At 51.1% G+C, this 15,891-nt stretch carries 14 protein-coding genes; 2 read left to right on the forward strand and 12 right to left on the reverse strand.

Going from position 1 to position 15,891, the window contains the following annotated elements; translation table 11 throughout:
• The first annotated feature begins 225 nt into the window (after window positions 1-225).
• The gene (locus tag ACFPYJ_RS29415; protein ID WP_379191818.1) at window positions 226-1,134 is read left to right on the forward strand and encodes an SDR family oxidoreductase; all 909 of its coding nucleotides are present in this window, start codon (window positions 226-228) and stop codon (window positions 1,132-1,134) included.
• Window positions 1,135-1,182: 48 nt separating this feature from the next.
• Here ACFPYJ_RS29415 and rlmH read toward each other — a convergent pair whose 3' ends face one another.
• From rlmH to ACFPYJ_RS29430, 3 genes are all read right to left on the reverse strand, one after another.
• Complete coding sequence (gene rlmH, locus ACFPYJ_RS29420) at window positions 1,183-1,662, reverse strand: 23S rRNA (pseudouridine(1915)-N(3))-methyltransferase RlmH (protein WP_379191819.1); 480 nt, start codon at window positions 1,660-1,662, stop codon at window positions 1,183-1,185.
• A gap of 3 nt (window positions 1,663-1,665) precedes the next feature.
• Window positions 1,666-1,833, reverse strand: coding sequence for a CxxH/CxxC protein (locus ACFPYJ_RS29425; RefSeq protein ID WP_379191820.1), 168 nt, complete (start codon window positions 1,831-1,833; stop codon window positions 1,666-1,668).
• Window positions 1,834-2,189: 356 nt separating this feature from the next.
• On the reverse strand, window positions 2,190-3,602 hold the full coding sequence (locus ACFPYJ_RS29430) for a S1C family serine protease (RefSeq protein ID WP_379191821.1): 1,413 nt from the start codon (window positions 3,600-3,602) through the stop codon (window positions 2,190-2,192).
• A 257-nt stretch (window positions 3,603-3,859) separates the two neighbouring features.
• Here ACFPYJ_RS29430 and ACFPYJ_RS29435 point away from each other — a divergent pair, with 257 nt between their 5' ends.
• Window positions 3,860-4,081 (forward strand): hypothetical protein, encoded by a 222-nt coding sequence (locus ACFPYJ_RS29435; protein ID WP_379191822.1) that lies wholly within the window; start codon window positions 3,860-3,862, stop codon window positions 4,079-4,081.
• Here the strand turns inward: ACFPYJ_RS29435 and ACFPYJ_RS29440 are convergent.
• The 9 genes from ACFPYJ_RS29440 to ACFPYJ_RS29480 form a co-directional block, all read right to left on the reverse strand.
• Window positions 4,050-4,856 (reverse strand): MBL fold metallo-hydrolase, encoded by an 807-nt coding sequence (locus ACFPYJ_RS29440; RefSeq protein WP_379191823.1) that lies wholly within the window; start codon window positions 4,854-4,856, stop codon window positions 4,050-4,052. The two genes, ACFPYJ_RS29435 and ACFPYJ_RS29440, sit on opposite strands and share 32 nt — an antisense overlap.
• 66 nt (window positions 4,857-4,922) lie before the next feature.
• Window positions 4,923-5,654 carry a two-component system regulatory protein YycI gene (yycI, locus tag ACFPYJ_RS29445; RefSeq protein WP_379191824.1) on the reverse strand — a complete coding sequence of 244 codons (732 nt, stop codon included), beginning with the start codon at window positions 5,652-5,654 and terminating at the stop codon, window positions 4,923-4,925.
• A gap of 29 nt (window positions 5,655-5,683) precedes the next feature.
• Window positions 5,684-7,084, reverse strand: a complete 1,401-nt coding sequence (locus ACFPYJ_RS29450; RefSeq protein ID WP_379191825.1) for a YycH family regulatory protein — start codon at window positions 7,082-7,084, stop codon at window positions 5,684-5,686.
• Window positions 7,081-8,907, reverse strand: coding sequence for a cell wall metabolism sensor histidine kinase WalK (gene walK / locus ACFPYJ_RS29455; protein WP_379191826.1), 1,827 nt, complete (start codon window positions 8,905-8,907; stop codon window positions 7,081-7,083). The genes ACFPYJ_RS29450 and walK overlap by 4 nt, the downstream gene beginning before the upstream one ends.
• Window positions 8,904-9,668 carry a response regulator YycF gene (gene yycF, locus ACFPYJ_RS29460; RefSeq protein ID WP_379191827.1) on the reverse strand — a complete coding sequence of 255 codons (765 nt, stop codon included), beginning with the start codon at window positions 9,666-9,668 and terminating at the stop codon, window positions 8,904-8,906. The genes walK and yycF overlap by 4 nt, the downstream gene beginning before the upstream one ends.
• Before the next feature lie 228 nt (window positions 9,669-9,896).
• Entirely contained in the window at window positions 9,897-11,438 is a 1,542-nt protein-coding gene (locus tag ACFPYJ_RS29465; RefSeq protein ID WP_379191828.1) for a peptidoglycan DD-metalloendopeptidase family protein, read from the reverse strand.
• 130 nt (window positions 11,439-11,568) lie between these two features.
• The gene (locus ACFPYJ_RS29470; protein WP_379191829.1) at window positions 11,569-12,345 is read right to left on the reverse strand and encodes a hypothetical protein; all 777 of its coding nucleotides are present in this window, start codon (window positions 12,343-12,345) and stop codon (window positions 11,569-11,571) included.
• A gap of 282 nt (window positions 12,346-12,627) precedes the next feature.
• Window positions 12,628-14,310, reverse strand: coding sequence for a glycoside hydrolase family 2 protein (locus tag ACFPYJ_RS29475; protein WP_379191830.1), 1,683 nt, complete (start codon window positions 14,308-14,310; stop codon window positions 12,628-12,630).
• A gap of 278 nt (window positions 14,311-14,588) precedes the next feature.
• Window positions 14,589-15,875 carry an adenylosuccinate synthase gene (locus ACFPYJ_RS29480; RefSeq protein WP_379191831.1) on the reverse strand — a complete coding sequence of 429 codons (1,287 nt, stop codon included), beginning with the start codon at window positions 15,873-15,875 and terminating at the stop codon, window positions 14,589-14,591.
• Window positions 15,876-15,891 lie beyond the last annotated feature (16 nt).

Genomic DNA, 15,891 nt, shown 5'->3' on the forward strand with positions numbered 1-15,891 from the left:
TGCTGGTCATTTTTTAAGAAAGTAGACTGTCCTTTGGTGTGAATTTACATGCTTTTGGGACAGCCCCTTTCGTTTAAATCATCCGTAATGAGTGCCTCACTTACGATACAGGTCACCGTGCTGTCGGTAACTGTAAGTTTATGTAAAGTTGGAATAATAATAATGCTCAATACAGATACTTTGCGGTGTGTGACATACATTGTAGCGAAAGGAAAGAGTATAACCATGAATCCATCTTATCCTGTTTATCCTTACATTGGTAAGGTACAACAATCGGTAACGAACTCAGCTACTTTTCCGCCTCAACATCAGGACCGACAACCGGGAATCGAGCAGCTGATGGATCCCCGGCCTATTTTTGATAATCCCGGTTATACAGGGAACGGAAAACTTAAGGGGAAAGCGGCAATTGTCACAGGCGGAGATAGCGGAATCGGTCGAGCGGTAGCCGTTGCGTATGCTAAGGAAGGTGCTGACCTAACCATTGTCTACCTTAATGAGCATGAAGATGCGCATGAGACGAAACAATATGTGGAGGCACTAGGCGTTCGTTGCTTACTCCTACCCGGAGATTTGCGGATTCCTGACACCTCTTCTAAGGCGGTGAAACTTAGTGTCGATACATACGGGCGTTTGGATATTTTAGTAAATAATGCCGCCGTACAGCCTTATACAAGTAGCATCCTCGACGTTTCGGATGAACAATTAGAAGATACGTTCCGCATCAATGTTTTCCCGCTGTTTTACATGACCAAAGCCGCATTGCCTCATTTACAACCAGGAAGTTCAATTATCAGCACCACGTCCAGAGTGGCCTACGAAGGGGATGAACATGTGCTCGACTATTCGGCAACCAAGGGCGCAATTGTTTCCTTCACCCGAAGTTTATCCCTTTCACTCGTCGGTCAAAGCATACGGGTAAACGGTGTCGCACCGGGACCGACGTGGACTGCACTCACAGTGAGCACCTATCCGGCGGAACATCAACATACCTTCGGGGCTAAGATTCCAATGGGGCGAGCAGGTCAACCCTTCGAAATGGCTCCTGCATATGTTTACCTAGCCTCTGATGATTCGGCCTATGTGACGGGTCAGATCTTACATGTAAACGGAGGAAATATCCGCTACACATAAATCTCCTGCGACTGCTTACCAGTCGAAGAGCTCGCAAAAAACTTGTTGTTACTTGTGATACGGTTCCCCCCGATTTATCTTCACCGCCCGGTAAATCTGCTCCACCAGCACCAGCCGCATTAGCTGATGCGGCAGGGTCATGCGCCCGAAGCTCAGCTTCTGCTGGGCGCGCTTCAGCACCGCAGGCGCGAGCCCGTTGCTCCCGCCAATGACAAAAGCCACGTGGCTCCGCCCATACGTGGCTAATCGATCGAGCTGGCCCGCGAGATCCTCGCTCGACCAGAGCTCCCCGTCCAGCGCAAGCGCAACGACATGCGCTTCCGGCTTAATCTGCGCGAGCAGCCGCTCACCCTCGCGCTCGCGAACAATGGCTTCCTCGGCTGCGCTCATCGTCTCGGGCGCCCGCTCATCGGCCACCTCCGTGAGCACAAGCTTCACGTAAGGCCCAAGACGCTTCGCGTATTCGGCGATGCCGAGCACGAGATACTTCTCCTTCAGCTTCCCAACCGCCGCAATCTGAATCAGCATCCGCTACACCACCAAATACTCGGCAATGTCATCGCACATATCGCATGTTGCCGGCGCTTCCCAGTCCGTGAACTTCGTCGTCATCAAGCTCACGATATCCGGCGCATCCTCGTATTCATCCACGAACTTATCAATCGCCAGCTCCACATGCTGTTTGCATACACAATACATCTGTCCCTAATCCCCTTAACTGTCTTCATAGTCTGTTAGCTCTATCTTACCATCTTCCGGCCAAACACACGAATGGATCAGCCCCTGCCGGCAAGCCTGTTCAACGGCTTACCTGCACAGAGCTGATCCACTTCGCTCCTACTCTTATTCTTCCGCCTAAGCACAACGCTTAAACATCGTAATCTGCATCTCTTATTAAGCATTAGCTTTTATCTCTTACCCATAACTTAGCTTTAGACATTATCTTGCATCTCTTACCCTTTAAACAGCCTCAGGCATTAGCTGGTATCTCTTAATCTTACACTAAGCTAGAGATACATCAGCTTACCGCTTGTCATCAAGATTGAGCTTCCAGCTCAATCTTCCGTCTTCTCTTCCAGCTTAAACGTCACCGTCTGCTTCTTGCCATCGCGGTAATAGGTCACTTCGATGTCGTCGCCGATCTCTTTCTTGCCGTATAGATATTTGCGCAGATCCATAGTGCTTGTGATCGGCTGTTTATCCAGCTTCACGATAATATCGTTGAATTCCAGACCGGCTTTCTCCGCAGGGCCGCTCGCCTGCAGCACGATAACCCCTTGATCCACGTCATCAGGCAGCTTCAGATCTCCCTGCGGAAGCGTCAGACCCGATCCGTCATCCGAAGTGGCATTATCGTTCTGCGAGGAATCCGCATTCGAATCCCCATCCGTACCCGGATCATCGCCGCCTGCGCCGCCCTCTTCAGCTCCATCAGGCCCGGTAATACCGCCTGTTGATTGCTGCTGCGCAAGGTATAAATCCAGATCCATCGTATATACGCCCAGATAAGGCCGCTTCACTTTGCCATACTCCAGCAGACTTTCCACGATCGGCATCGCAATATGCGAAGGAATCGCGAAGCCGACGCCTTCTACCCCGTAATCGGCAATCTTCATGCTGTTTATGCCAACCACATTGCCGTCCAGATCAATCAGCGGTCCGCCGCTGTTGCCTTGGTTAATCGAGGCGTCAATCTGAATAACTTCCTGCTCCCAATCATACACGCCGTCCTGGCTGAGGGATACCGGGATAATCCGTTTCGTTTTGCTCACAATGCCCATGGACAGCGAGTCGCTCAGACCAAGCGGGTTGCCGATCGCCATCACCCATTGTCCCGCGCGAAGATTATCCGACTCACCGAAGCTCACCACCGCATCGATGCCTTTATCATCAATCTCCAGCACAGCCAGATCCGTAATTTCATCGGTACCGATAATCTTCGCATCCCGCGTCTCGCCATTACTCAGAACCGCTTTTACCGCGACTGCATCGGCAATGACGTGATTATTCGTTATAATATGAGCTTTGCCCTTCACCTTCTCGAAAATAAACCCCGAGCCAAGTGCAGCCTCCTGCAGGCCTGAGCCATCTCCCGCATCAGCGCTTGCATCTGAACTTTGAGCACCTTCAGGAACTGCCTGTTCATTGATAATGCTGACGACCGCGGGTCTCACCTTAGCCGCTGCCGAGATGGTCTTCTCCAGAGGGTCGCTTGCTCCCGCCTGCACGGTACTTAGCGGTGTACTTACAGTCGCAGCTTCAACGCCGCCCCGGTGAAACCCGGTGAACATCCCGAAGACCAGCATCGCTGCGACTGCGCTTGCGACTGACGATGTGATCGCAATACGTGTAGAAGACCAGCCTCTTCCGCTCTTTCTCCCGAAAGGAATCTGCTTCTCAGCCAGATTCTCGACACGGGCACGGCGTGAGACGCGCGTGGAATAAAAATCGTCATCGAACAAGCTCATCTATTATCTCTCCTCTCGATGCCCTGGACATCAAGATCATTTTATTTACAAATCTAGGAATGATATTCGAATAATCGACTACAATAGTATAGAGAGTTAATAGGGAGCGCTGCGAGTTTCGCCTCGTGCCCCAAGCACTCACAAACATTATTGCCTGTCACTTACTATAGCATGAAAGCAGCCTTAACAGGGCAGCTTCACAGCTGTCAATCCACTTTATTTTCTCATCCAAATGAAGGAAAAAGGAGCAACTGCCCATGACCCGAAAAGCCGCTTCTGCACTCGATCATCTCAATCTCGTTGCGAAACTAGCAGATCTCAAAGAAGATCACTATCGAATCCTGCTCTCGCTTAGCGCCATGACTGAGCTGTTGATCGATAAAGGTATACTTACCCGTGAAGAGCTCGAGTTGAAAACAGCTGCACTCGATACGGAGCTCGAAGATCTTATCGTCGCTTCACTTCATCCCATGGGGTAGGCCGGTCATGATATGTATCCCGCAGTGGACACTCGTCCTTTTTGAAGAAAAAACCGTTGCTCTCTAATATACTATTCACCGTTAGCTTGGCCAAATCCATTAAATTATGATCAAGGCTCAAATGAGCCAAATAGACCCGCTTCGTCCGATCCGTCAGCAGCTGGCATAACGCTTCGCCTGCCGCTTCATTCGATAAATGCCCGATATCGCTTAATATGCGGCGCTTGATATTCCATGGATAACGTCCCATGCGCAGCATGCCCACATCGTGATTCGACTCCAGCACCAATACGTCCGAATCCTCTATCATCACTCTAACCTTATCGCTGACATAACCGAGATCGGTAGCCAAACTGAGCTTAACCCCATCCTCGTCAAAAACATACCCGACCGGCTCAGCGGCATCATGCGAGATCGCGTAGGATTTCGCCTTCAGCGATCCGAAACAGATATCTTCGCCCGTCTCCATAATAACCCGCTTCTCCGGCGCAATCGTCCCGACATGGCGCTCAAGAGCATCCCAAGTCGCCGAATTCGCATAGATGGGCAGATTATATTTTCTGGCAAAGGCGCCCAAACCTTTAATATGATCGGAATGCTCGTGCGTCACGACGATGGCATCCACATGATGGCCGGCCACGCCCCGCTCACGCATGAGCTCCTCGAGTTTCTTCGCGCTTAATCCCACATCCACCAGCACCGTCGCACTATCGCTTTGAACTATCGTCGCGTTCCCCGTCGACCCGCTGGACAAAACCGTAAATCGAAGTCCCATGCTCCCTTAAACCTGTCCTTTCCCCGTTCGCAAGCTCCGGCAAGCGAAGCTATGACAAACCTCGCCTTATTCCGTCACAACTTCGCCGCTGATCGCATTCACATAATACACGCTTGGATTGCCATCCTCGAGCATAATACGCCATGAAGGAGCAGACACCTGTGTCTCCGAGTTCGCAAAATTGGGCCCATGATACCCAAGCTTAATATCTTTGATGACCGCTCCGTTTTGCAGATTGCGTTCAATTAAGGTTCTCAGAATCGTTGCCGCCGGCAGCACCGACTGTGCGGGCGAGTCCTGAGCATCCACAAGCTCAATAACGTCCTTCCGATAGGCAGTGATTTTCTGATTATCGTAGTACAGTTCCAGCTTCACATCGAAGATCGGCAGCTGCTTCACCGTCCGATAGAGAACGAACGCGGTGTCGTAAGCTTTGTCATATGCAGCGTCAAACGTATATTTATTGAGCTCCGGAATGATAGGTCCAAGCCCCTCCTGCAGTTCCTTTGCATTAAAGACGATCTTACTCTCCACCGGCTGCTTCAGCTTAACGATCTCACCCTTGCGGAGCTTAAACGTCAAGCCGCCAAGCTCCGGTGTTTCCGAAGGAATGCTTTCTGCCAATTTGAGCTTGATGCCCTTCTGGTTCATCAAGCTAAGCGTCTCTGCCGGCAGATCATTGACGCCCGCACTCGTACTCAGTCCTTCACGGATATTGGACCAGAGCTGGTAGCCAAGCATCAGATTCAGCAATAGGAAAGCAAAAATCAACACACTCTTCGCTCTGCCCCAGTCCATCCGTTCACCTCAATCTACATTTTCACGTCTTAGCCGTTCACTTTGCCTGCTTGATCCGAATTCTTCTTGCTGCCGCCTTCGCCTTCAAGCGATAATGCCGGTCCGCCAGGCTCTCCTGGCTGCGGCTTCATGCCATAAGGCATTGCACCCAGCAGAACCTGCTGCGTGCCATCCCGCAGACGAACCGCCCACACCGGCTCAAGCTTGATGATCTCCGTATCCACCGGAGCGGCAAGCAGCGCCGGATATAAAGCCGTTACTTCACTTCTGCGCGGGTACTCCTCTAACGTGGTCTTGAGCAGCTCCCCGCCTGGCAGCCAGCGAATTTCCTTCGACTGCGCTTTCTTGCGAAGGGTAAGCAGCGAGCGTTCATACTCCGAGACGACTCCCTGCTGCAGCCGCAGCTTCATCTCGCCGAACAAAAAAGACTCTACCGGCAGAATCGGGTACGAGCTGTAATACTGCTGGAAAAGTACCATCTGACTGTCTTCAAGCGTTCCGGTATGAATAAACCGGTGAAGCCCGTCCCAGCCGCCGTGCTGATTAATGAAGGAGATTGCAGTATACACATTCTCACTCTCATTATCTTCTTGAGCTTGTCCGGCAACGGGGTCCGTAAAGCTGATCCATTTGCCGTTCTGCTCAACCTGCAGACCGCGCTTGCCGTCCGTATAGATTTGTGACCCGCTCCGATCACTGATCGTTCGCGTCACAGCCGGATCCAAGAACAAATTCTTCTGCATCTGTTCGGCTGAATATCGGTCAAATCCAACCAAGGCCTGAAGTCCTTCTACCGGCCCAAGCGGCGTATACAAATCATTGCCAACCATCTGGTACTGCACCTGATATTCCCCGTATCCAACATACATCTGAACGTCTTGCGAGGTCAGATCCGCCCTTACCGATTCATAGATCGTCAATCCGTCGCCGCTGAAGAAGTAGGTTCGAACCTCATCGCGGCCGCTGTTCTTAAAGATCCAGATCCGGTTGATGGTATCCTCCTGGAAGACAGGATCGCCTTCCAGCTTCAGCGCCTTGCTCAGCAGCTTGGCCGGAACACCCTGTCCAAACCGCAGCTCCAGTCCCTCATCGTTATTACGGACATCATTCCAGTCCACAACCGAGAGCGTATTGCGCTGGAAGCCCTTGAATTCCCGGCTTTGCAGCTTCCCATAGATTAAATTATAGAAATTGGTGCCGGGATAGAGCAAAGTATGCTTCCCTTTGCCGAGATGAAGAACCATATCCTGAGGAAAAATAACATTCTCTACCTGCTCTTCTTGCCCCATCGGCTCAGCGCCCTTGATATAATCCTGCGGCGAGTTGGTAGTCGCACCAAGTCCAGGCATGCTGTACGCCAGCAAATAACTTTGACCTAAGCTCAGAATAACGAGCACCGCGAGCAGCCCTGTCTTGAATTTCTCCATCATGCGGACTCACCTCCCGCTTGCAGAGCAGGCAGCACGACGGTTACTGTCGTTCCTTCATTCAGCTCGGAATCCAGTGATATTGAGCCTCCGTGGGCTTTCACAATTTCCCGGGCAATAGATAAACCGAGGCCGGTACCGCCCATATTACGTGAGCGCGCCTTATCGACACGGTAGAAACGATCGAATATGCGGCTCAAATCCTTCTTCGGAATGCCGATTCCCGTATCCTTGACGCTGATCGCGATGAAGCCGCCGTCCACCCTGCGGGCGGCAATTTCAATCCGACCGCCGTCGAGCGTATATTTGATCGCATTCGATACCAAATTATCAAGCACCTGATCAATTTGATCTCGGTCAAGCCAGATGGACTGAATCTCATCCTCTACGCGAACGCCCGCGCGAATGGCTTTCTTGCGCAGCTGGAAGGAGAAGCGATCCGCCACTTCCTCCAGCATCTCCGGAACATTCGTCTGCTGACGGCGCAGCGTCGACTGATTGGAGTCCAGCCGGGATAGATGAAGCAGATCGGTAACCAGCCGGATCATCCGCTCGGTCTCATTGCGAATAACGCCCACGAACCGAGCCCCGAGCTCCCGCTCGTCCATCGCTCCATCGTCGAGCGCCTCCGCATAGCTCTTAATCGTCGTGAGCGGCGTACGCAGCTCATGCGATACATTCGCGACGAATTCACGGCGCGACTGCTCAAGCCGTTCCTGCTCGGTAACATCCTGCAGAACCGCAATCGTACCGGAGACTTCTTTATCCCCCCGGTGAATCGGTGTGAACGTTACCCGCATAAGCTCGTCCTCATCGCCATCTGTCTGTACATGATGGATCATAACGGACGGCTCATGCCCGTTCATCATGGCCTGCAGCTGCCCATTGTCCAAGTCGAACAGCTCCGTTAACCGGTTGTTCTCGCTCTCACCCAGACCAAGCATCTTCCGCGCGCGCCGGTTCGTAATCATGACGACGCCGCGTTCATCGGCAGCTACGACGCCATCGCTCATATTGGCGAGAATCGAAGCAATCTTGTCCTTCTCCTCTTCATTGGCCGAGAGCGCATCGCGCAGCCTGATCGTCATGTTGTTAAACACTTCGCTAAGCCGGCCAATCTCGTCGTTGCCGAGAACAGGAACCTGCTGATCGAACCGTCCTTCGGCAACAGCCGCAGCCTGCCTCGTCAATCCTTTAATCGGACTTGTAATCGTATGTGCCAGAAGGATGCCCAGAACGCCCGTTAGACCAAGCGCAATGAGCATACCGGACATGAAGATCCGGTTGATGCGGTCGACCGTCCGGTACAGCTCCTTCATCGAAGCAACCATATAGACCGCCCCAACGATTTTGCCGCTATATATAATCGGTTTCGTAATGATCTTCTTGCGCAGACCATCCTCATCGATGAATTCCTGCTCATTATCCCGAATTCCCTGCAGCGCTCGGCTGACCGCAAGCGACGTATTCTTCTTGCCGACATACGATTGATGTGATTGCAGGGAGGTCGCAAGCACCTTGCCGCTCGCATCCAGCACCTGTATCTCCGCCTCATTGAGGCTGAACAAGCTGCTGACGAGCATGCTGAGATATTCCTCTGTCGTTTGCCCGCCTGTTTTATCCGCCGTATTAGGCAGAGTTTGCGCTGCAAATTCAGAGAGCAGATTCGCCTGCTCATTCATATTGTTCGTGAAGGTCGACGTCAGCGAGGTCTTCATCGTGCTAATAAAATAAACACCGATCAGCTGCATTGCAATGAGAATCAGCAGCACATAAATAATGATCAGCTTGACTTGGATCGTGCGGAAAAACCGGATCCCGTTCATCCGTACCCGAAGCCTCCGGATTTTGGATTACGCATCAGATAACCGAGGCCGCGCCTTGTAAGAATATACTCCGGACGGCTCGGGTCATCCTCAATCTTCTCCCGCAGACGGCGGATCGTTACATCGACCGTACGCACATCGCCGAAATATTCAAAGCCCCATACCGCCTGCAGCAGATGCTCGCGCGTCATCACTTTCCCGCTGTTGCGGGCTAAGTAATAAACCAATTCATACTCGCGGTGAGTCAGATCAAGCTGCTCATTGTCCTTGTAGACCACATACATATCCGTATCGATAAACAGATTAAAGATCGCAAGCCCCTGCTTGTCCTCAGAACCTGATAAACCCGCTCCGGCCGCACCCCCGCTAATCAAGGCCGTACCTACTGCGGTCTCCGCTTTTTGACGGCGCAAATGAGCCTTCACTCTGGCCAGCAGCTCGCGCGTACTGAAAGGCTTCGTCACATAGTCATCTGCACCAAGCTCGAGTCCAAGCACTTTATCAAGCTCCGTGTCTTTGGCTGTCAGCATAATAATCGGAGTCTGCAGCCGGGCTCGCACCTCGCGGCATACATCCATTCCGTCCTTAACAGGAAGCATTAAATCAAGCAGAATCAAATCCGGCAGCTCTTCAAAAGCAAGCCGAACCGCTTCACCGCCGTCAAAGGCGCAAATCACCTGATAGCCTTCCTTTTCCAAATTAAACTTTATAATATCCGCAATCGGTTGTTCATCGTCCACGACTAAAATTTTTCCGTGCATCCTTACACCGCCCGTCGTCGCTTGTGCCTACTTTGCAATTGAAACTACAATCATGCTCTAGCTTCATCAAGCTCAGTAAATCTCCTTCTATTCTACCATAGGATATGTCTTTGTTCCCAATGAAAGTTCCCTCATCTTATGGATGTTTTGGGAACCTTTTGCACCAGTCTCACGCATGAAAAAACACCGCCGCAGCGAATTCTCGCCGGGCAGTGCTCCTCTTTTGTCTTATAGATATTTCAACGGGTTCTGAAGCTCCCCATTCTTGTGAACCTCAAAGTGCAAATGAGTGCCGAAGGAATGCCCGGTATTACCCATGATACCGATTCTATCTCCCTTTTCGACCGTTTGACCTTTCTTCACGGAGATCTTGCTCAAATGACCGTATGTGGTTTCATAGCCATTTTTATGGTTAATAATGATACAGTTGCCCAAACCGTTCTTCGTGCCTGCGAAGGCGATGACCCCGTTGTCGGCAGCCATAATATTATGGTTACCCACAAGGTCTACACCTTTGTGCATTCTGCCCCAGCGCGTACCGAAGCCGCTCGTGATTCTTACACCGGATACCGGCCAGGAGAATTGGCCTGTACCTTCGCCTAGAATAACCTTGGTCCCTTTCATAATGATCGCCGGGACGGAATTCTCAAGCACCTGCTGCATAACGAGCTCTTCGCTCATTAAGTAGCCGTTCTGCTTGGTGAGCTTGTACACCATTTGCTTCTTGCCGCTCTGGCCTTTACGAATAACCTTCTGCTCTCCGGCACGCATGTTGCTGTTTTTCTGAATGACGGTAATCGGCTCTATGGCGATCGTCTCCGTCACATTCTCTACCGTCTCAACAGTCACCTGCGGCTTCAGCACGGTCAGATCAAGCACGTCGCCAACCTTGATCATATCATCTTGAATCCATGAATTGCGTTCGTAGATCACTTGCTTGGAGATATCAAAACGATCCGCGATACAGCCAACGCAATCGCCTTCTTTAACTGTATATTTCGTCGGTTTGACCGTACCTTTCACCATCATCAGGTATACTTGGTCCGCGTTCAAGATATCGCCCGGCTCTACATTCGCCGATTCAGTCGTTACCTTCTCCACAATCTTAACCGATTTCAAGGCCGTATTGGTCTTGTCCGAGGTCTCGGCTGACTTGGAGTACGAAAGCGCCATGACTTCATTGGCAGCCTTTTTCACTGCAGCCTTCGGGGCATATTTACCCTCAATCCGCTTCATAATCGAATCGGCAGTCGCTTGGTCCTTTACAATACCGATCAGCTTGCCGTTAACCTCAAGCTCCACGCCTTTGGCATGGGAACCTATCATCGATTCCAGCTTCTGAAGGGTGGCAGTGGTTTTCGGCTCTGCTTTGTAGGCGCTCTTATGCTCGAATTTCAGTTCGCCTGTTTCAAGCTCCATCGTGACATCCGGATTGGCTGTCGTAATTTCGGATTGTTTGCGGCTTATAAGCTGGCTAACCTGGTCCTGAGAATCAACTTCCCCTACAAGATTGCCGTTCCTATATACTTCTACATAATCGTCAAAATGTGCTTTCACATATTGCGTACCGCTAAACCCCACAGCAGCCAGCAGCATGATTGCTCCAACTGCCAAAGTAATTGGCTTCTTACGCATTAATCGAGATGCAGCACTGCCATTTATCTTGACTTCTGAGTTACTTTGCGTCTGTTGCGACCGGTTAGCCCGAAAGGTCTGTCGAATGGAATTCCAGCCCTCTCGAATCCGATCTTTACCTGGAAAAAAGGCCATGATCGTCTCCTTTTCGCGTTCTCGTTCTATCGTTCGATGAATTTCGACTGCAAATTCTACAACTTTAGCTCGAGATCTACTGTAACATAACGCCACATAAAGGATCAACAAAACGGCCTTTTACGGTAGATTAATATTTATTCAGAATCTTCATCATACTGTCGTACTCCGAACGATCCAGATACTGTGCAATCAGCTGCTGAACCTGCGTCATTTCTTCAGCCGTTAAGCCGCCTTCCATCCAGCCTGAGATCTGCTGCCAAGCGTTCTGCGGAAGCTTCTTCATCATCACATTGAACAGCTCGTCTTTATCCGCAGCGCTCAGCTTACTCTTGGCCTCATTCAGCTGGTCTGTCGTCATCGCTACTCCGTCCTTCAAAGCCTCATCCGCCCCGCTCCCACTGCTGCCGCTGGATGAATCCGCTTCGCTCGTGCTTCCGCTGTTGCTGCTTCCATTGCCGCTGTCATTGCCTGCCGCCCCTGAACTGCCTGCCGAAGAATCAGCTCCGGCGGCTGAATCCTCCGATCCGCTGTTCCCCTTAGGCCCCGAACCTCCTCCGATGTCGCTAAGTGCCCCGGACGGAAGATCGCCGAACGCATCGACAGCAACCGGCGGTGTACCCTCATCCGCTGTGTCGTCTTTTCCAGCTGCCGATTCTCCATCCCCGCTGCTTGCTTTCTTGCCGTCAGCTGCTGCCCCGTCTGTTTTCAACGCGGGATCAGCGCCCCAGATGCTGCCCCATACCCCATTCAGCGCAAAAGGCTTCTCTTCCAGCGGGATGTTAAACTGCTTCAGCAGCGTCTCCACATAGCTGTTCACGATGTAACCGGTCGTCCATATCGACAAAAAACTGATAATTAATCCTGCAGCGACCGATTTGGCCAGCCATCCTGTCATTTTCCACATCTCTATCATCCTCCACCAGGTCAGCCCTTTCCGCCCTTCTATCTGCGAAATAGAGTAACCATTTATCGTAACTGCTTTTAACACATACTTCTTAGTATGGGCAGCCGGCAGAGGAAGCATTCATCTTAAGCTGTCATTTCTTCGTCTTTTCTCTTTCCTATGGCGCTGATCTCCGTGCTGCTTACTTATGACAACTTCCTCCCATCATAAAAAACCTTCAGCATTCAGTGACGGATCACCGAAATGCTGAAGGTCTGCGGGGGCTGCAGCAGCTTTGGCAAACTAGCTGTTAAAATGCTTTTTCACGACTTGGCAGGCTAATTTCGGCCGGCGGTACCGGTCGACAATTCCTTTGCTGTTCTGCGTCCCGGCTCTCGTCAAGAGCCAGCCTGTTCCCTCCGTTACTCTGCAATCGCTAAACTGCCAGATCAGCATGCCCGAGATAAACGGCCTGGCTAAATACGCCGCTAAATTCCGGTCTATTATTTCTGCCTGCCGCTCTTCCGTGCCTTTCACCCCGCTTGGTTCACGGAAGCCGTAATAACCGTCGGCGCCAAATTCACTCATGATCATCGGCTTGCCTAAGCCGCCCAGCTCATCCGCCCAACGTCTTGCTTGCTCGCAGAGCTCAGCCGGATCCTCGTCCGTATACCAAAGCGGATATAAATTAAACGAAACCACATCCACAAGATCAAAACACAGCTCCTTATCCCGGTGATGACTGGCAAAGCTGAGCAGCCTGGATGGATCCAAAGCGCGGATTTGCTTCAGCTGCCTGCTGTACATCTCCCGCCCTTGGGCGGTATCGCTGGCGCATTCATTCAAGATGGCCCAAATAATAATGCTCGGGTGATTATAATGATTGACCACCATTTCTTGGTTGCAGTCTTCACACTGCTGTTCGAAATGCGGATGCTGCATCTGCTGCAGACTGAGTCCTCGCGCGTGATTTTCCTCCCATACCAGGATTCCCCGTTCATCGCATAAATCAAGAAACCGTTCATCATTCGGATAGTGGCTCGTGCGAACCATATTGGCGCCCATATCCAGGATCAGCTCCATATCTTGAACCATTAGCTGATATGGGATGGCAGCTCCTGTCATCGGATGGTCCTCATGCCGGTTGAAACCTTTTAAGACCACATCCTGCTTATTGACTTGGATTCTGCCATTATTCGCGGTGACAGTCCGAAATCCTACCCGCTCGATTAGGTCATCTTGGGGACTGAAGCCTCCTTCGGTGAATAATTGAACAGCCAGCTGATACAAATGAGGTTCCGATGGCGACCATTCCCGAACGTGAGGGAACTCCTGCAGTAGAGTGAAGCTGCTGGTATGGCCTGCAGGAACGCGGCTCTCTTCCCATTCAACTAACGTTTCTCCGAGCTCTGCTCTTAAGTGAAAGCTTGCTTCCTCGCTCCCGATATTCCGCAGGGCAACCTTAATCTCACCCTGCCAGCCATCATCCGTAAAAATAGGTTTGAAATGAATATGTTCAATATATAAATCAGGTATGAACTCCATTACAACGGGACGGATGAGGCCGCCATAGCTGTAGTAGTCGTTTGGCAGATGGAGTGAAGAGGAATCATGAAACGAATTATCAACCACAATCACAATCTCATGCCGGCCGGGCTCCACATCCGGAATAACTGCCGTGAAAGGCGTATACGCATTGTAGTGATGGCCAACCTGCTTGCCGTCAAAGTAAACATCGGCTGTGTGACTGACCCCTTTAAAACACAATCGGACCGCCGTATGCGAATCGACCTCTATAACTCTGCGATAGACGCCTTTTCCCCGGTACGTCAGAAATTGCGGGTGCATTTCCCAGCATCCTGGGACTGGCAGCCGGTATGTATAGGTAAGCGGTACCTCATCCTCTTGACCGATCGGCTGAAAATCCCAGTCCCCCTCTAATTCCTGCTGAATACGTACTTTATTCGTCTGAAATAATCGGATCATGACAACCCAACCTCCTTAATAGCTTACTTTAAGTCCCTACTGCATGTAAGCGTCATCATATAGAATGGCGCTCTCTTAATTGCTATTACTCTATCACGTTGTGCTAAAGCAATCCTACCCGCAACATTGGATATAAAATCAGTCTACTACTAGGGGTACAAGGGTAGAAACGAACCTTGCTGACGATCCGCACGAACCGTGTTACCTTGACCATTTAACCAAAAAAAAGAGGACAACGAAACATCGCTGTCCTCTTCATATCGTCATGTCGATACCGATTAAATGTAGATCGGCATAACTTGGTTCGTTTGCTCACGGTTACGGCCAACGGAGAAGATTGCAATCGGAATGCCTGTCAGCTCCGATACCCGCTCTACATAACGGCGCGTGTTAACCGGCAGGTCTGCCAATGTTTTCACACCTGTAATATCCTCGCTCCAGCCTGGCAACTCTTCATAGATCGCTTCGCATTCCGAGATCAGCTTCAGGCTGGCTGGGTAATGCTCAATAACTTCGCCGCGCAGCTTGTAGCCGGTGCAAATTTTGACCGTTTCAAGACCGGACAGCACGTCCAGAGAGTTGAGCGACAACCCTGTAATTCCGCTTACACGGCGGGCATGACGAACAACTACGCTGTCGAACCAGCCGACACGGCGCGGACGGCCTGTAACCGTACCGTACTCATGTCCGCGCTCACGGATCCAGTCGCCTGTCTCATTGTTAAGCTCCGTTGGGAACGGCCCATCTCCTACACGGGTGGTATACGCTTTGGCCACGCCGATGACCTGTTGAATCTTGGATGGACCGACGCCGGACCCGATACAAACGCCGCCTGCAGTCGGGTTCGACGAGGTAACGTATGGGTACGTACCTTGGTCGATATCGAGCATTACGCCCTGCGCGCCTTCGAACAGAATCTTCTTGTCTCCGTCAATCGCATCATTCAATACGACAGAAGTATCGGTTACATAGGGACGAAGAACTTCTGCATACCCAAGGTACTCCGCCAAGATCGCATCGCAGTCAAGCGCCTCTCCGCCGTATACTTGCTGGATCACTTGGTTCTTCTCCACAATAAGACGGCGAAGCTTGCCTTCGAACTCCTCAGCATCGAGCAGATCCGCGATGCGGATACCGTTGCGGGCAGCTTTGTCCATATAGCAAGGGCCGATCCCTTTACGGGTTGTGCCGATTTTGTTATCGCCTTTGCGCTCTTCTTCAAGACCATCCAGCACGAGGTGGTAAGGCATGATGATATGCGCACGGTCACTGATTTTCAAATTCTCGGATGAGAATCCATGCTCATGTATATAGTTAATTTCGTCGATTAGGGCAGATGGGTTGATGACCATGCCGTTTCCGATGACGCATACTTTATTTTGATTGAAAATTCCGGAAGGAATCATAGTCAGTTTGTACTTTTTGTTGCCGATGAGAATGGTATGGCCGGCATTGTTTCCCCCTTGATAACGGGCTACAACATCTGCACCATCTGCTAGAAAGTCGGTAATTTTCCCTTTGCCTTCGTCTCCCCATTGCGTTCCAACTACAACTACCGTTGACATGGATATACCCCCATTA

The sequence above is a fragment of the Paenibacillus solisilvae genome, from assembly GCF_042656405.1.
GTDB classification, from domain to species: Bacteria; Bacillota; Bacilli; order Paenibacillales; family Paenibacillaceae; genus Paenibacillus_Z; species Paenibacillus_Z solisilvae.